Here is a 15,490-nt window from a genome sequence, read left to right on the forward strand (position 1 = left end):
TGAGCCGGAACTCGCGCTCGATCTCGTCCAGCAGTTCCAGGGCGCTGCGAGGTCGATCACGGCGCCGATGTGGCCCGCGAGCTGCCGGACGTCGATTCCGGCGGCCGGTGCTTCCGCCATACGGTTCTTCCCCTCCGTTTGCTCGGAGTGCCCGGTCAGGCCCACTGCAGAACGGTGCCGTCGGCGAGCGGGCCGGTGATCCACAGGGCCACGGTCCGGCGCGCGCCCTCGGTCCCGCTGGGTGCGACGGCATGCACGTTGCCACCGTCGAAGATGTACATGTCTCCGGCGTGGATCGGCAGCGTGATCTGTTCCACCCCGGCCAGCGCCTCCAGCGGGTAGCCGTAGCTGTCGGGCCGCATTCCCAGTGCCTGGCGGCCCTCCGGGCCGAACGAGGCGTTCCAGTACATGAGTTCGCCACCGGGGCCGTTCTCCAGGCAGACGAGCGCGTTGCAGACGCGCTTCACTCCTTCGATCTCGAAGCCGGCCAGGTGCGGCAGCATCCAGCTGTGCATGGCGTCGTCGTGCGGCAGCAGGCTGAAGGACTCACTGTCCGCGCGGGAGCGGATCTTGTAGGCCCCTGCCCGCCGGCCGTCGCGCTCGGCGAGCCGGAACGGGATGCCGCGCTCCGCCAGATGGGCCTGCCACTCTTCGAGAAGAGCGGGAAGGGTACGGCCGGGCCCGCCGCAGATGGCGGCGAGGCCGGTGCGCGTGCGCTCGGACTCGGTCAGATAGGCGTCGAGGGAGTCGGAGGCCAGCAGGAGGGGCCCGACCGCACGCTCGGTACTGCGAGTGGCGTTCGGGCTGGCCAGCAGGGGGCTGCTCCAGAAGTTGCGACAGGTACGTTCGCAGACCTCCGGCGTCAGAGCCCCCCGGAAGATGGCGCCGGCGATGCGGCCGCACATCACGTCCCACCAGGCGTCCCAGTCCACGCCTTCGCTCTCCGGGAAACGGAAGTACCCGGTGTCCTGGTGCGACTCCCGCAGGGGAACGGCGGGGTCCGGTGCGGTCATGGCTGCGGTCCTCCCGCGGTCGGGGTGGTCAGTACGCAATGCTCACCACGGTGTGCGGTGAGCCGTGCACCTTGCGGGCGTGCTCCTGCATGGCCAGGACAGCGACGAGACCCTCGGGGGTGTAGAAGCCGCTGAGCTTGGTGTACGCGTCGAAGGACACCGGGTCTCCGTCCCGGGTCGCACCCGAGGCCGGCTCCGGCAGCATCCGAGCCTCCTGCGCCACCCAGAGATGGCCTGCGGCGGTGTCGACCAGCACCCGGTCGAAAAGCGCGCGCAGCGCCGTCATGGAGAAGCTGCCTGAGTAGTAGACCGCCCGGCTGCCCCAGTTCAGGGTCGGGTGGTGGTGGCCGAACTTGATGTAGTGGCGACGTTTCCGGGCGCCCAGTTGGCAGTACTCCTCCAGGCCGATCCAGCGGCCGTCCGGCAGGTGGAATCCCTTGGGCGTGATGATCTCCGTGCGCGGGAAGATGCCGCGGATCGCGTCCGGGTAGTACTGACGGGTCTTCTCCCAGAACGGCCATGCCATGGTCACCTTGGCGTCGTAGAGCGGGGTCGGCGGGTGGTCGAAGAACAGCTCGCCACGCTCGCAGGCATCCATCCACTGGTCGAAGAAGCCGTTGTAGCGCAGGTCGTAGAACTCGTGGGCGCGGACCAGCCCGCAGTCCTTCCAGTGCACCTGGTCGAAGCCGAAGTGCCGGATGCCCTGTTCGCGCAGCCGCTGCACCGTGTACTGGACACCGTGCGGCCGGGAGGCGTTGCCGGTGAGGTGGTGCACGGCCAGGTCGTCGCCGAAGCGGGTGCGCAGAGACGTGGCGAGGCTGTCAATCGGCGCGCCGAGGTGCCGGACGGGAGGGCCGAAGTGTCCCGGGAAGGCCTGGTAGAGCGCGTGCACCTGGTCGACGATCTCCCAGCCGGAGGCCGGGCACTGCACTTCGGCGATCTGTCCGGGGGCCGGCTCGTCCGTACGGAAGTACCTGGGCAGAGCGAGCTGCCGTTCCGTCAGGTTCTTGTGGTAAGCGTGGTCGCGCTCGGGGGGCTGCCCGGCCAGGAGGGTGTCCGCGATGGCCGGGTCGGCCTCGCCGCGCACGCTGGCCAGGAAGACGTCACGGGTGATCCGCAGGTACTCGCGGATCAGGGCGTTGCGGTCGGCGAAGCCCCGGAAGGTGTCGTCGTCCATCGGGTAGGGGCGGTCGGCGATCAGGTTGGTGAAGCCGACGCTTGTCCGGGTCCTGCGTTCGATGTCGTCGTCGATGAAGCGGTACCAGGCGCTGGTCTGCTCCGCCATGCGGGCTCCTTCGCGGGTGGGCGGTCGGGTCACTCGGCGGTTGCGGCAGCCAGGGTGGCGAGGTCGAACCCGTACAGCCGGGCGCAGTTCTCGGCGGTCACGTGCTGCCGCGCCTCCGGTCCGGTGTCCTGGAAGCAGCGGTCCAGGACCTCCCGGGAGTGCGGCCAGCTCCCTTCGTAGTGCGGGTAGTCGCTACCCCAGAGGAAGTTGCCGGAGCCGATCAGGCGCATGGTGAGCACGCCGACCTCGTCCTCGGTGAACGTGGCGTGCACCTGACGGCGGAAGTAGGCGCTGGGGGCCATGGTGAGGTCGGTGCGCAGGGCCGGGCCGAGCTTGTCGTAGATCCGGTCGGCGTGCAGCAGGTGGTAGGCAACCCAGCCGATGTCGTTCTCCGCCAGGACGATCCGCAGGTCGGGGAAGCGCTGGAGGACTCCGGAGAAGATCAGGTCGGTGAGCGTGTGCTGGAGTTCCTCCGGGTAGCCCATGTTGCGCTGGATGCGACCCAGCGGGCTGTCGTAGTCGAAGAGCCTCGGACTGTCCCGGTAGCCGGTGAGGCAGTGCATCGCCACCGGCATGGCCAGCTCCTGGGCCTCCCGCCAGAACGGGTCGTTGGCCCGGCCGCCGAAGTCCCGCTCGGTGGGGGCGGAGGCCCAGACCGCGGCGCCCCGCAGACCCAGCTCCCGGCAGCGCCGCAGTTCTCGTACGGCCTCCTCGGCGTCCCACAGGGAGATCAGGCCGAGGCCGGCCAGACGCTCCGGGGCGTGGCGTACGTAGTCGGCGAGCCAGTCGTTGTAGGCGCGGAAGCAGGAGCGCTGGAAGTCCCCGTCCGAGAGCCAGAACAGGTGCAGGCCCAGGCTGGGGTAGAGCACCTCGGCGGCGACGCCGTCCAGAGCCATGTCCTTCAGTCGCGCCGCCGGGTCGCTGCCGCCCGCCCGGGCCGCCTCCAGGACCGTTCCCGCATCGGTCACGAAGCCCTCGGGGGTGGCGTCGGTGGCGTAGAGGCCGTTGACCAGGGCGGGGCGCAGGTCGTCGCAGGTGAAATACCAGCCGCGCCGTTCGGCGTCCCAGGTGACACGGGGCGCACGGTCGCGGTACCTGCGTTCCAGCCCTTCGTTCCACAGTCGCACGGGTTCGACGACATGCGAGTCGGCCGAGAGTACGGGAGCGGTCACGAGTGCACTCCTCACGGGGAAGCGGTCACGACGGCTTGCGTGGACAGCGTGCTGCGCGGGGCGGCGGCGGGGCAGCGGGACGCGGAACTCGCGGGGCCACCAAGGGGGTTGGCGAGGTGGCGGCAGCACGCTCCACATTGTTGTTGTCCCGCGCGTGCCCAGGTCAAGGGGTCGCGCCGCCGAGCGGGACAATCCGGCCACCGCGCATGAATACGCATGGTGGTGGAGCGGACCGACCTGTGCCAGCATCCCGAGCATGTCGGACCCGAACTCGGCGACACCCGGTCGGCAGGGCGTGGACCTGCTGCTGCTCAGCGCCTCGAACTACCCGGCACTGCCCATTTACCCCTACGCCTTCGTCCAGGTTTCGGCGGTGGCAGCGCGCCACGGCCTGACGACCGCGCGTCTGGACCTGCTACGCACGCCCAAGGCCGAGTGGGGTTCGGTGCTGGGCGCGGCCCTGGAGCGCACCGACCCCCGTCTCATCGGCATCCATCTGCGGCAACTCGACTCCATCTTCATCTGGAACTACGCCGATTCCGATCTGCCGGGCACCACGCCGGTCGGCCGCAACAGTTATTGGCCGATGCACGACTCCGAACAACTCATCGAACTCGTTAGGGAGTTGACGAATCGTCCGATCATGGTGGGCGGCTTCGGCTTCACCACCCGACCGCACGCCCTGCTGGATCGGCTGCGGCCGGACTTCGGGGTGGTCGGCGAGCCGGACGAGGTGCTGGGCCGCCTGGACGACGTCCTGGCGGGGCGCGGTCTGGACGGGATCGCCAACCTGGCCCACCGCCGCAGCGACGGCTTCACGGTCAACGAACGGGTTTTCCTGCCGCCCGCCGACCACCCCGAGTACACCGAGGAGGTTCTGCACGACCTGCTGGAGTTCTACGGAGCCGAGCACGTCCTCGGCCCGGAACCCGAGGTCCACGTCCCGGTGGAGGTGCAGCGCGGCTGCCCGTACCGCTGCTACTTCTGCACCGAGCCGATGGTCAAGGGCCGCCGGCACCAGGTGCGGGACCCGGACGTCGTCATGGCCGACATCCGGTTCCTGGCCGATCGCGGCGTCACCCGGATCTGGCTGGTCTGCTCCGAGATCAACATCGGCCGCAACGAGCTGCTGTTCGAGCTGGCGGAGAGGATGCGCCGGCTCAACCGCGGCCGGGCCCGACCGGTGCACTGGACGTGCTACCTGCTGCCCAACCCGGCGCTGGAGCGCGCCGACATCCGGCTGCTGCTGGAGTCGCACTTCGAACCGAGCTGGAACCAGTTCGGCTCGTACGACGACGCGAACCTCAAGCGCACCCGCGTACCGTACCGGGCCCGGCACGCGGTACAGGCGCAGGTCTCCTGGCTGGAGGAGGAACAGGCGTACCGCCGGGAGCAGGGTCTGCCCATCCCGCCGCGGCGGCTGGACATGTTCCTCGGCAACTCCTACGCCACCCCCGAGACCGTCGCGAACACCCTGCGCACGGTCAGCGACCTGCGGCTGGCCGAGCGCTTCGACGACTCCCTGATCACCCGCGCCACCCGGGTCTTCGACCTGGGCGAGGGACTCACCGGGGAGCCGGGCGACACGGCGTTCTCCGTCGGACCAGAGGGGCAGTTGGACACCGTCGACCTGCTGTACCCGACGTTCAGCTACCCGCCCGCGCTGGTGGCGGCGCTCGGGGACACCCGGGCGGTGGACGAGTTCTTCGCCCACGTCGAAGCGACGTACCTGTCCCGCGCCTACCGGGCGCGCCTCGACTGGCGGGCCTTCCTGGCGCGCCACACCGACCAGGCGGAACTGACCGCCTGGTGTGCGCGCCTCGTCAGCACGGGGGACCGCACGGGTGACAGCGCGAGCGGGGACGAGCGCTCCGTCCACTCGCTGCTCCGCGCCGACGGCGCCGCGGGCCTCGCCAAGCGCCTGCTGGACACCACCGCGGTACCGGAGCCCGAGGACCTCGACACGCTCGCCCGGACCCTGGTCGAGCTGATCGTGGCATCCGAACTCCCCGACGTACGCCGGGTTCTGGCACAGATCGGCCTGCCAGGCTACTGGGACGACCGGACCGTGCGGACGGCCTACGAGGTGTGTGCCGCACTGGCGGCCCGGTTCGCCACCACTGACGAGGTCCTCGCCGCCGCCCGCGGGACGGCGGGGCTCGGCGACCCCGCGGCGCCCCTGCTGGCCGTGCGCTACTGCCTGTACGACAACAACGTCGTACTGCGGCCGGACTACACGCGGGTGCTGTTCCCCTCCTGAGCCGGGGTGCGGGGCGGACGGCCACCCCGCACCCGCTCAGCGCTACCGCACCGACAGGTACCGGTCCGGCCCTCCCTCGCGCACGGTGTCCAGCGTGACGCAGTGGAAGGACCCGCCGAAGCTGTAGACGTGGCGGAAGTCGACCGGGACGCAGCGAAACCCCCACCCGGTCAGCGCTTCGATCAGCGGCTTCTCCTGGCGTTCCACCACCACCGTCTCGGGGTCCAGGGAGAGCACGTTCATGCTCACCCACGGGCTGCAGAAGTACATCGGCCAGTGCGCGGGCAGGGCCGGTGCCGGAGCGGGCAGGATCTCCCAGCCCTCGAACAGCTCGCTGTGCACGTAGCGCTCCGGGTTGACCAGCATTCTGCCCGGGGCGAGCGCGGAGATGGTGGCGTCGATGTGCATGGCATGGGGGTCGTCCATCTCCACGACGGAGACGGTGAACTCCCGACCGAGTGCGCTGCGCATCCATTGGATGCCGAACTCATTGGTGACATGGCTGCGCTGGACGATCAGATCCTGACCGAAGCGCAGGAAGTCGGCGGCGTCGAAGACCGGCTCGAACTCGGTGACCGCCCACTGCCCGGGCGCGTGCGGACTCCGGTACAGCTCGTCGGTCAGCTGCGGACGCGGCCCCGCCAGCCAACGGGCACCACGCCGGAAGTACGACTTGATCAGCGGGCGGAAGGCGTCGGCCTCGTGGTAGCGGCAGCGCCAGGACATCGGCGCCTCGATCAGGGCGTCACCCACCACCATCAGTGAGTCCCTGGGCATCGCGGCGTACAGGCCGCCGTCCGACTCCCAGTTCGGAGTGCGGAAGGAACGGTGGTGGGGCGCCGCCTCCGGCCGCCGAACCCGGATGCCCTCGGATGCCAATACCTCTGCCAACGCGTCGAGTTCGTCCTCGGCGGCCTTGAGGTGACGCTCCAACAACGGTGTCCCGCCGAACTCCTGGAAGACCGGCCAGGCGGACTCGGGCATGGTGTGCCTCATCGACTCGTGCCACGTGGGGAACACCGCGCCCGCCAGGCTCCCCACCACGACCTCGCGCAGGGGATCCCACTCGGTGTACGAGTTGACCGCCCGCCCTGCCGTCGCACGCGCCCCGTTCTCCGCCGGCTGTGCGGCCTCGCCCGTCATGCTCTCCCGCCCTCGACTCGGCCGGGAGCCGACGCCCCCGGCGCGTACCCTTCGCCGTCTTCCGTCCGGCGCGGAGCACTGGCCAGCCCGCCCGCCGTCTCGCCTCCGTCGATCACGAACGCCTGCCCGGTCACGAACGCCGCCTCCGGCGAGGCCAAGTACGCCACCAGGGCGGCGATCTCCTCCGGAGAACCGAGCCGCCTCAACGGCAGCAACTGCTCCTGATCGGCAAGTTGTCCCTCTGTGTACTCCGACCGCTGCATCGGGGTGAGCACATAGCCGGGGCAGACGGCGTTGACCCGGATGTGCGGGGCCAGCTCCAGCGCCATGGTCCGGGTCAGCTCGATCAGGCCCGCCTTGCTCACGTTGTAGGCCGCGTAGTCGGGCATGCCCACCATCCCGCTGACCGAGGCGGTGTTCACGATCACCCCGCCCTCGCCCGCCGTCATACGGCGGGCCACTTCCCGGGCCACCAGGAAGGCTCCGGTGATGTTCACCCGCAGTGTCCGCTCCCAGTCCGCGAGGGAGGTCTCCAGGAACGGTCTCCGCATGCTGATCCCGGCGTTGTTGCAGACCACGTCCAGTCCGCCCCAGGCCACATCCGCCTCGGCGAACGCCTCGTACACTTCGTCCTCCGTCCCGACGTCGGCCGCCAGCAGCAGCTCGGCCGCGGGCCCCTCGTCCCCGAATCGGGCGAGCGCGTCACGGTCGCGGTCCAGGACGGCCACCCGGTCACCGTCCGCCAGGAAACGTCGCGCGATGGCCGCACCGATCCCCGAGGCGCCGCCGGTGACCAGGACGCGGCGCGGTCGCCGCAGGCCTGGTCCGGTCGGCCCGGTCAGCTTGTTCAGCATGCGATCCCCTTCTGATGGGCATCTGGGTGGTCAGGCGTCTGCGCTCGGATCGTTGCCGCGGGAGAAGTCGCCGGTGCGTACCGCGTCGTAGAGCCGTTTTCCGGTGGATGCGGGGCTGAAGAAGAAGCGCGTCGACTCCTGTCGGCGCAGCAGCCCGCGGGTGACGAAGTCCCGGACGGTGGCCCGCCAGTAAGCGGGCCCGAGAACGCCGAGCAGCCGCAGGTAGTCCCCCAGCCCCAGCGGCTCACCGAACCAGTGGTTCACGGAGACGGACGGGGTATGCGCCCGGATGTCGTGCCACCAGCCGCGGGGGATGTACAGCAGGTCGCCAGGTCTCAGCCGCACGTGGTGCAGGACGGCCTGCCGCAGTCGCGGGAACCGCCGCAGGTCCGGTTCGGCCAGGTCGATCTGGCTGTTCACCAGGTTTTCCGGAAACGGGTACGCCGCCCTGCTGTCCCGCCAGTCCATCAGGATGGCGCTCTTCTCGCCCCAGACCTGGCAGAAGAAGTTGTCCTTGAGGTCGGAGTGCAGCATGGAACGTGTCCCGGCGGAACCGATCCACACCCGGGTGTCGGTGCTGTGGCCGTCGGCCGGGAGCAGGGATGTGAAGTCGTAGTCGTCCGGATCGAAGATCTCGTGGGCGCGCTGGTAGGCGAGGTAGCAGGGGGCGACGGGACCGGCGGCGGTCATCCTGCCCAGGAACTCGCCGAAGGGCAGCTCCCGCTCGTAGTACCGCTGTTCCTGCGGGAAGAGCACGCCGGTCGACGGGAGGTCTAGCAGGGCCGTCACCCGGCGCTCGCCGTGGCGCTCCGCCAGGTCTGCTGGTTTCCAGTGGGTTCGCGCAGGCCATTCCTCCAGGAGGCCGGAACAGACCAGCGGGCCGGAACGCGCGGCGACCCTCCGTCTCAGGGCGCCCGCGTCAGCCGCATCCGCGCGCTCGATCGGGCGCACCGCCAGCCCGGCCGCTCTCAGAAACGGGACGAGCTCGCCCGGCGGACCGGGCGACGCAGCCGCACCCTCGTGCCCAGCCGATGACCGTCCTGCTCCGGACCGTTCGAATGGGGTCATGACATCCCACTGTCCGACCGAGCCGCAGCGGTGCATAGACCCGTTCACGCCCTGATCCCGGACGGGCACCCGGTTTTCGGTCAGAGTGGGTGCGGGGTGACATTGCGGGTCCTCGGTCCGTCCGCCCCTGTCGCTCAGGGCTGCACGGGCAGCGCCCCGGCGCCGAGAGCTCTGGCCGCACGGACGGTACGGGCCGGCGCGGATGGGCGCGGACGGCACGCTGGGCGAGCGGCTGGCGGCGCTGGCGGCCGACGCCTCGTCCGTACACGACCCGGAGGACTGGACCGATGTGTACGGGGGCGGGGTCGGCGTTCCCCGTGCCCGCCCCGTTCGGTGGGGGGGCAGGGCCCCTGAAACGCGGAAGCGCCCCACCCTGGTCCGAACCAGTTGGGGCGCTCCGATGCTGGTGGGAACGTTCCTGCCAGCGACCGCTTGTGTGGGGCGGGTGGGACTCGAACCCACGGCCGACGGATTATGAGTCCGCTGCTCTAACCGGCTGAGCTACCGCCCCGTTTCGGCGTGGCGCGTACAAGTGTGCGCCCCGTCTGCCGCAGCATAGCCGGTCATACGATCTCTTGCTTCGGATGGCCGACTTCGCCTGATCTTGAGGACGGCGCTGCGTGCTGCCCGGTTCCGGGTGAGGGCGAGGTGACCCGAAAGTGTCATTCCGCGTGGCTCGGGGGTCGTCGACAGGCGGCGAGTGGGTACGCGAAAAAGGACCCCGAAGGGTCCTCTTCCGCATCGCTCCCCCGACTGGACTCGAACCAGTAACCCTCCGGTTAACAGCCGAATGCTCTGCCAATTGAGCTACAGGGGATCGCGCTCCCCCGACTGGACTCGAACCAGTAACCTGCCGGTTAACAGCCGGCTGCTCTGCCAATTGAGCTACAGGGGATTGCTGCGGTGCCTCGAATCGTACCTGCCTGGCGGCTGCCGGGCGGCGCGCGTTCGCTGCGACACATACATTAGCGCAAGCAGGGGGGTGCTCCGCCAATCGGTACCGCCCGGGATGATCTCGGGTGCTCACGGGTAGGCGGGCTGCACACGTCGCACCAAGCGCAGGAAGGGTGGCAGCCATGCGGTACCGGCTCACGTTCATCGCCGGAGTGGCGCTCGGATACGTGCTCGGCACGCGAGCCGGGCGCGAGCGTTACGAGCAGTTGAAGAAGTCGGTCCGGCAGTTCGCGGAGAACCCCGCCGTGCGCAACGCCGCCGAGAGTGCCGCGCACAGCGGCCGGGACATCGCGGGCAAGGCGTACCACTCGGTCAGCGACAAGGTCGGGGACAAGGTGCCCGCATCCGTCGCCGACCGGGTCCGGTCGCTGCGGGACCGCAGCAGCCAGAACGGTGAGGACGACTGGGGGACCACCAACACCTAGGCCCGGGACCAGGGGCCCGGCGCCCGCGGCGGTCGTTACGGGAAACTCGCGGCGTGCGGCAGAATCTCCCCATGGGCATAGTCGCGGGGCTGGACAGTTCTTCCGCCTTCACTCACATCGTCGTCTGCGACACGGACACGGGCGCCGTGCTGCGGCAGGGGTATGCCGCGCATCCGGTCGAGGCCAAGGCCGCCGAGGTCGATCCGCAGGCCTGGCTGCTCTCGCTCGGCGAGGCGGCCTCCGGCGGTCTGCTCGAAGGGGTGCAGGCCATCGGGGTCGCCGCCCAGCAGCACGGGCTCGTACCGCTGGACCAGCAGGGCAACCTCGTACGTCCCGCGCTGCTCGGCAACGACCGGCGGGCGCAGGTCGCCGCGGCCGATCTGGTCGACTCGCTGGGCGGGCGGCAGGCCTGGGCCGAGGCCGTCGGGGCCGTACCGCAGGCCGCGCAGCCCGTGGCGAAGCTGCGGTGGCTGGCGCGGACCGAGCCGGAGAACGCCCAGCGGGTGGCCGCCGTGCTCCAGCCCCACGACTGGCTCGTGTGGCAGCTGCTCGGGCGGCCCGCCCGCCGGACCACCGACCGGGGCGCCGCCTCGGGTACGGGGTACTGGTCGGCCGGGTCCGCGTCCTACCGGCCCGATCTGGTGGAGCTCGCCCTCGGGCATCCCGCCGCGCTGCCCGAGGTGCTCGGGCCCGCCGACTCCGCCGGGATGACGCCCGAAGGGCTGCTGATCTCCGCGGGCACCGGCGAGATCATGGCCGCGGCGTTCGGGCTCGGGGTCGCGGTGGGCGACGCGGTCGTGTCGCTGGGGGCCTCCGGGTCCGTGATGGCCGTGCACCACGAGGCGCTCGCCGATTCCAGCGGGATGATCACCTCGTTCGCCGACGCCACAGGGCTGCATCTGCCCGTCGTCCACACGTCCAACGCCGTACGTGCGCTGCGCGGGACCGCCGAGATGCTGGGGGTGGAGGGGCTGGACGAGCTGTCCGCGCTGGCGCTGAAGTCCACGCCCGGGGCCTCCGGGCTGGTGTTGCTGCCCTATCTGGAAGGCGAGCGCACCCCGCAGCTCCCCCACACCGCGGGCACCCTCAGCGGGCTGCGGCGCGAGTCGATGAAGCCCGAGCATCTGGCACGGGCCGCGTTCGAGGGGATGCTCTGCTCGCTGGCCGACGCCATGGACGTCCTGCGCGGGCGGGGCGTGGAGGTGCGGCGCGTGTTCCTGCTGGGGGCCGCCGCCGAGCTGCCCGCCGTACAGGCGCTGGCTCCCGCCGTGTTCGGCACGCAGGTCGTCGTGCCGCAGCCCGCCCAGTACGCGGCGATCGGCGCGGCCCGGCAGGCCGCCTGGGCGCTCGGTGTCTCGCAGGGCGCCCTCGACCCGCGTACGCCTCCGGCCTGGCAGGGCGCGGCCGCCCAGGTGCTGGAGCCGGGCGATGAGCTGGCGGTCGGCGGGGCCGTGCGCCAGCAGTACCGGGCCACCCGGGATCAGATCCACCCCGGGGCCTTCGGGGGCGCGCACCCGGAGTGAGGCCGACGTGGGCACGCGGCCGCCCGCCCCGGGTTTGACCCGGGTTTGAGGAAAACGGCTCGCTATCGGAGTACGGCGTACGCGAAACTGGGGCGGCCTCTGCCCTCCGCCGATTCCGAGAGACCCGCGTGCTCATAAAACTCCTGCGGGCCCATCTGGGGCCGTACAAGAAACCCATCGTGCTGCTGGTGCTCCTCCAGCTGCTCCAGACCTGCGCCACCCTGTATCTGCCCAGCCTCAACGCGGACATCATTGACAACGGTGTCGTCAAGGGCGATACCGGATACATCCTGGAATTCGGCGGTCTCATGATCGCCGTCAGCGTTCTTCAGGTCCTCGGCAACGTGGGGGCCGTGTACTACGGGGCCCGGACCGCCTCCGCCCTCGGGCGCGATGTGCGGGCCGCCGTCTTCGACCGGGTGCAGTCCTTCTCGGCGCGTGAGCTGGGGCGCTTCGGGGCGCCCTCGCTGATCACCCGGACCACCAACGACGTCCAGCAGGTCCAGATGCTGGTCCTGATGGCGTTCACCCTGATGGTGTCCGCGCCGATCATGTGCGTCGGCGGCATCGTCATGGCGCTCGGGCAGGACGTTCCGCTGTCGGCCGTCCTCCTGGCGGTCGTGCCGGTGCTCGGCGTCTCGGTGAGCCTCATCGTGAAGAAGATGCGGCCGCTGTTCCGCACGATGCAGGAGCGGCTCGACGGGGTGAACCGGGTGCTGCGTGAGCAGATCACGGGCAACCGGGTGATCCGCGCGTTCGTCCGTGACGGGTACGAGGAGAGGCGGTTCCGGGGGGCCAACACCGAACTGACCGATGTGTCGGTGGCGACCGGGCGGCTGATGGCACTGATGTTCCCGACGGTGATGACGGTGGTCAACGTGTCGTCCGTCGCGGTGGTGTGGTTCGGCGCGCACCGCATCGACAGCGGCGGGATGCAGATAGGTGCGCTGACCGCGTTCCTCGCCTATCTGATGCAGATCGTGATGGCTGTGATGATGGCCACCTTCATGTTCATGATGGTGCCGCGCGCCGAGGTGTGCGCCGAGCGCATCGAGGAGGTGCTCGGCACCGATTCGAGTGTGGTGCCGCCGCTCTCCCCCGTCACGGAGCTGCGGCGCCACGGGCATCTGGAGGTGCGCGGCGCCGAGTTCCGCTATCCGGGGGCGGAGGAGCCGGTGCTGCGGGCGGTGGATCTGGTGGCCCGGCCCGGGGAGACCACCGCGATCATCGGGTCGACCGGCAGCGGGAAGTCCACGCTGCTCGGTCTCGTACCCCGGCTGTTCGATGTGACGGGCGGCGAGGTGCTGGTCGACGGCGAGGATGTGCGCGGGATCGATCCGGTGCTGCTGGCGAAGACCGTGAGCCTGGTGCCGCAGAAGCCCTATCTGTTCTCGGGGACGGTGGCGACGAACCTGCGGTACGGGAATCCGGACGCCACCGACGAGGAGCTGTGGCACGCGCTGGAGGTGGCGCAGGCCAAGGGGTTCGTGGAGGGGCTGGAGCACGGGCTCGACGCTCCGATCGCGCAGGGCGGCACCAATGTGTCCGGCGGTCAGCGGCAGCGGCTCGCCATCGCGCGGACGCTGGTGCAGCGGCCGGAGATCTATCTGTTCGACGACTCGTTCTCGGCGCTGGACTACGCGACCGACGCCGCCCTGCGCGCCGCACTCGCGCGGGAGACCGCCGGGGCGACCGTGGTGATCGTGGCCCAGCGGGTCTCCACCATCCGCGAGGCGGACCGCATCCTGGTGCTGGACGAGGGGCGGGTCGTGGGCAGCGGTACCCATCACGAGCTGATGGACGGCAATGAGACGTACCGGGAGATCGTGCTCTCCCAGCTGACGGAAGCGGAGGCCGCGTGATGGCCGGTCCTGGCGGACGGATGATGGCCGGGGGCGCGCCCACCGAGCGGTCGATGGACTTCAAGGGGTCGACCAAGCGGCTGCTGAGACGCTTCGGCCGGGAGAAGGCCTCGCTGTGGCTGATGCTGGGCGCGGTGACGTTCAGCGTGGCGCTCTCGGTGGTGGGCCCGAAGATCCTCGGAAAAGCGACCGACCTGGTCTTCGCGGGGGTCGTCGGGCGCGGGATGCCGGAGGGCACCGGTAAGGAACAGGCGATCGAAGGGCTGCGCGAGGAGGGCAACGGCTCGATGGCCGACATGCTCTCGGGGGTGGACTTCACACCGGGCGAGGGCATCGACTTCGGCGCGGTGGCGGATGTCCTGCTGCTGGCGCTGGCGGTCTACGTCGGGGCCGGGCTGCTGATGCTGGTCTCGACGCGGCTGTCGATCCGCGTGATCAACCGGATCGTGTTCCAGCTGCGCGAGGACCTCCAGACGAAGCTGGCGCGGCTGCCGCTGTCGTACTTCGACCGGGCCAAGCGCGGTGAGGTGCTCAGCCGGGCGACGAACGACATCGACAACATCTCGCAGACGCTCCAGCAGACGATGGGCCAGCTCATCAACTCCCTGCTGACCATCGTCGGCGTACTGATCATGATGTTCTGGATCTCGCCGCTGCTGGCTCTGGTCGCCCTGGTGACCGTGCCGCTGTCGGTGGTCGTGGCCACGCAGGTCGGCAAGCGGTCGCAGCCGCAGTTCGTGCAGCAGTGGCGGGTGACGGGGAAGCTCAACGCCCACATCGAGGAGATGTACACCGGGCACAACCTCGTGAAGGTCTTCGGCCGGCAGGAGGAGTCCGCGCGGGACTTCGCCGAGCAGAACGACGCGCTGTACGAGGCCGGGTTCAAGGCCCAGTTCGCCAGCGGGCTCATGCAGCCGCTGATGTTCTTCATCTCGAACATCAACTACGTGCTGGTGGCCGTCGTCGGCGGTCTGCGGGTCGCCTCGGGCACCCTGTCGATCGGTGATGTGCAGGCGTTCATCCAGTACTCCCGGCAGTTCTCGATGCCGCTGACGCAGGTCGCCTCGATGGCCAACCTCGTGCAGTCCGGCGTCGCTTCGGCCGAGCGGGTCTTCGAGCTGCTGGACGCGGAGGAGCAGGGCCCGGACCCGGTGGAGGCGGAACGGCCCGAGGTGATGTCGGGGCGGGTCTCGCTGGAGAAGGTGTCCTTCCGCTACGAGCCGGACAAGCCGCTGATCGAGGACCTGTCGCTGACTGTGGAGCCGGGGCAGACGGTCGCGATCGTGGGCCCGACGGGTGCGGGCAAGACGACGCTGGTCAATCTGCTGATGCGGTTCTACGAGGTGACCGGCGGGCGGATCGCGCTCGACGGCGTCGACGTGGCGAGGATGTCCCGGGACGACCTGCGCTCCTCGATCGGCATGGTGCTCCAGGACACCTGGCTGTTCGGGGGGACGATCGCGGAGAACATCGCGTACGGCGCTGCGCGCGAGGTCAGCCGGGAGGAGATCGAGGAGGCGGCCCGGGCGGCCCATGCCGACCGCTTCATCCGGACGCTGCCCGACGGGTACGACTCGGTGATCGACGACGAGGGCACCGGGGTCAGCGCGGGCGAGAAGCAGCTGATCACCATCGCGCGGGCGTTCCTGGCCGAGCCGGTGATCCTCGTCCTGGACGAGGCGACCAGCTCGGTGGACACCCGGACCGAGGTGCTGATCCAGAAGGCGATGGCGCGCCTGGCCCACGGGCGTACGTCGTTCGTGATCGCGCACCGGCTGTCCACGATCCGGGACGCGGACGTGATCCTGGTGATGGAGAGCGGGTCCATCGTCGAACAGGGCACGCATGAAGAGCTGTTGGCGGCCGGGGGCGCCTATGCCCGGCTGTACGCCGCCCAGTTCGCGGATGCCCTGGCGGAGGTGGACTGAGGT

Annotated in this window: 11 protein-coding genes and 3 tRNA genes; 5 read left to right on the forward strand and 9 right to left on the reverse strand. The window is 70.1% G+C overall.

Features of this window, described 5'->3' with window-relative positions:
- Positions 1-155: 155 nt before the first annotated feature.
- The 3 genes from ACZ5WC_RS03435 to ACZ5WC_RS03445 are packed head-to-tail and all read right to left on the reverse strand — an operon-like array spanning position 156 to position 3,470.
- On the reverse strand, positions 156-1,013 hold the full coding sequence (locus ACZ5WC_RS03435) for a hypothetical protein (RefSeq protein ID WP_468539250.1): 858 nt from the start codon (positions 1,011-1,013) through the stop codon (positions 156-158).
- A 28-nt stretch (positions 1,014-1,041) separates the two neighbouring features.
- The gene (locus ACZ5WC_RS03440) at positions 1,042-2,298 is read right to left on the reverse strand and encodes a hypothetical protein (RefSeq protein ID WP_468539251.1); all 1,257 of its coding nucleotides are present in this window, start codon (positions 2,296-2,298) and stop codon (positions 1,042-1,044) included.
- A gap of 29 nt (positions 2,299-2,327) precedes the next feature.
- Complete coding sequence (locus tag ACZ5WC_RS03445; protein WP_468539252.1) at positions 2,328-3,470, reverse strand: amidohydrolase family protein; 1,143 nt, start codon at positions 3,468-3,470, stop codon at positions 2,328-2,330.
- Between the two features lie 256 nt (positions 3,471-3,726).
- Here ACZ5WC_RS03445 and ACZ5WC_RS03450 point away from each other — a divergent pair, with 256 nt between their 5' ends.
- Positions 3,727-5,730 carry a B12-binding domain-containing radical SAM protein gene (locus tag ACZ5WC_RS03450; protein ID WP_468539253.1) on the forward strand — a complete coding sequence of 668 codons (2,004 nt, stop codon included), beginning with the start codon at positions 3,727-3,729 and terminating at the stop codon, positions 5,728-5,730.
- 42 nt (positions 5,731-5,772) lie between these two features.
- Here ACZ5WC_RS03450 and ACZ5WC_RS03455 read toward each other — a convergent pair whose 3' ends face one another.
- The 6 genes from ACZ5WC_RS03455 to ACZ5WC_RS03480 all read right to left on the reverse strand — a co-directional run bounded on the left by ACZ5WC_RS03455 (position 5,773) and on the right by ACZ5WC_RS03480 (position 9,690).
- Positions 5,773-6,873, reverse strand: coding sequence for an amidinotransferase (locus tag ACZ5WC_RS03455; protein WP_468539254.1), 1,101 nt, complete (start codon positions 6,871-6,873; stop codon positions 5,773-5,775).
- Complete coding sequence (locus ACZ5WC_RS03460; RefSeq protein WP_468539255.1) at positions 6,870-7,727, reverse strand: SDR family NAD(P)-dependent oxidoreductase; 858 nt, start codon at positions 7,725-7,727, stop codon at positions 6,870-6,872. Before ACZ5WC_RS03460 ends, ACZ5WC_RS03455 begins: the two co-directional genes overlap by 4 nt.
- 30 nt (positions 7,728-7,757) lie before the next feature.
- Positions 7,758-8,678 carry a cupin-like domain-containing protein gene (locus ACZ5WC_RS03465; protein ID WP_468539404.1) on the reverse strand — a complete coding sequence of 307 codons (921 nt, stop codon included), beginning with the start codon at positions 8,676-8,678 and terminating at the stop codon, positions 7,758-7,760.
- A gap of 554 nt (positions 8,679-9,232) precedes the next feature.
- Positions 9,233-9,306, reverse strand: a tRNA-Ile gene (locus tag ACZ5WC_RS03470).
- Positions 9,307-9,539: 233 nt separating this feature from the next.
- Positions 9,540-9,612: transfer RNA gene (locus ACZ5WC_RS03475), tRNA-Asn, on the reverse strand.
- 5 nt (positions 9,613-9,617) lie between these two features.
- Positions 9,618-9,690, reverse strand: a tRNA-Asn gene (locus ACZ5WC_RS03480).
- A 181-nt stretch (positions 9,691-9,871) separates the two neighbouring features.
- Between ACZ5WC_RS03480 and ACZ5WC_RS03485 the strand changes: the two genes are divergently transcribed.
- The 4 genes from ACZ5WC_RS03485 to ACZ5WC_RS03500 all read left to right on the forward strand — a co-directional run bounded on the left by ACZ5WC_RS03485 (position 9,872) and on the right by ACZ5WC_RS03500 (position 15,487).
- Complete coding sequence (locus ACZ5WC_RS03485; protein WP_096623215.1) at positions 9,872-10,174, forward strand: hypothetical protein; 303 nt, start codon at positions 9,872-9,874, stop codon at positions 10,172-10,174.
- Positions 10,175-10,245: 71 nt separating this feature from the next.
- Positions 10,246-11,697: an FGGY family carbohydrate kinase gene (locus tag ACZ5WC_RS03490; protein WP_468539256.1), complete on the forward strand. Its 1,452-nt coding sequence runs from the start codon at positions 10,246-10,248 to the stop codon at positions 11,695-11,697.
- A gap of 128 nt (positions 11,698-11,825) precedes the next feature.
- Entirely contained in the window at positions 11,826-13,559 is a 1,734-nt protein-coding gene (locus tag ACZ5WC_RS03495) for an ABC transporter ATP-binding protein (RefSeq protein WP_468539257.1), read from the forward strand.
- Positions 13,559-15,487 (forward strand): ABC transporter ATP-binding protein, encoded by a 1,929-nt coding sequence (locus ACZ5WC_RS03500; protein ID WP_468539405.1) that lies wholly within the window; start codon positions 13,559-13,561, stop codon positions 15,485-15,487. The genes ACZ5WC_RS03495 and ACZ5WC_RS03500 overlap by 1 nt, the downstream gene beginning before the upstream one ends.
- Positions 15,488-15,490 lie beyond the last annotated feature (3 nt).

Source organism: Streptomyces sp. NPDC033165, from assembly GCF_055577965.1.

Bases quoted from the DNA above. Each gene is read 5' to 3' on its own strand.
- ACZ5WC_RS03435 (WP_468539250.1), bottom strand. From the start codon at position 1,013: ATGACCGCACCGGACCCCGCCGTTCCCCTGCGGGAGTCGCACCAGGAC.
- ACZ5WC_RS03440 (WP_468539251.1), bottom strand. From the start codon at position 2,298: ATGGCGGAGCAGACCAGCGCCTGGTACCGCTTCATCGACGACGACATC.
- ACZ5WC_RS03450 (WP_468539253.1), top strand. From the start codon at position 3,727: ATGTCGGACCCGAACTCGGCGACACCCGGTCGGCAGGGCGTGGACCTG.
- ACZ5WC_RS03455 (WP_468539254.1), bottom strand. From the start codon at position 6,873: ATGACGGGCGAGGCCGCACAGCCGGCGGAGAACGGGGCGCGTGCGACG.
- ACZ5WC_RS03460 (WP_468539255.1), bottom strand. From the start codon at position 7,727: ATGCTGAACAAGCTGACCGGGCCGACCGGACCAGGCCTGCGGCGACCG.
- ACZ5WC_RS03485 (WP_096623215.1), top strand. From the start codon at position 9,872: ATGCGGTACCGGCTCACGTTCATCGCCGGAGTGGCGCTCGGATACGTG.
- ACZ5WC_RS03490 (WP_468539256.1), top strand. From the start codon at position 10,246: ATGGGCATAGTCGCGGGGCTGGACAGTTCTTCCGCCTTCACTCACATC.
- ACZ5WC_RS03500 (WP_468539405.1), top strand. From the start codon at position 13,559: ATGGCCGGTCCTGGCGGACGGATGATGGCCGGGGGCGCGCCCACCGAG.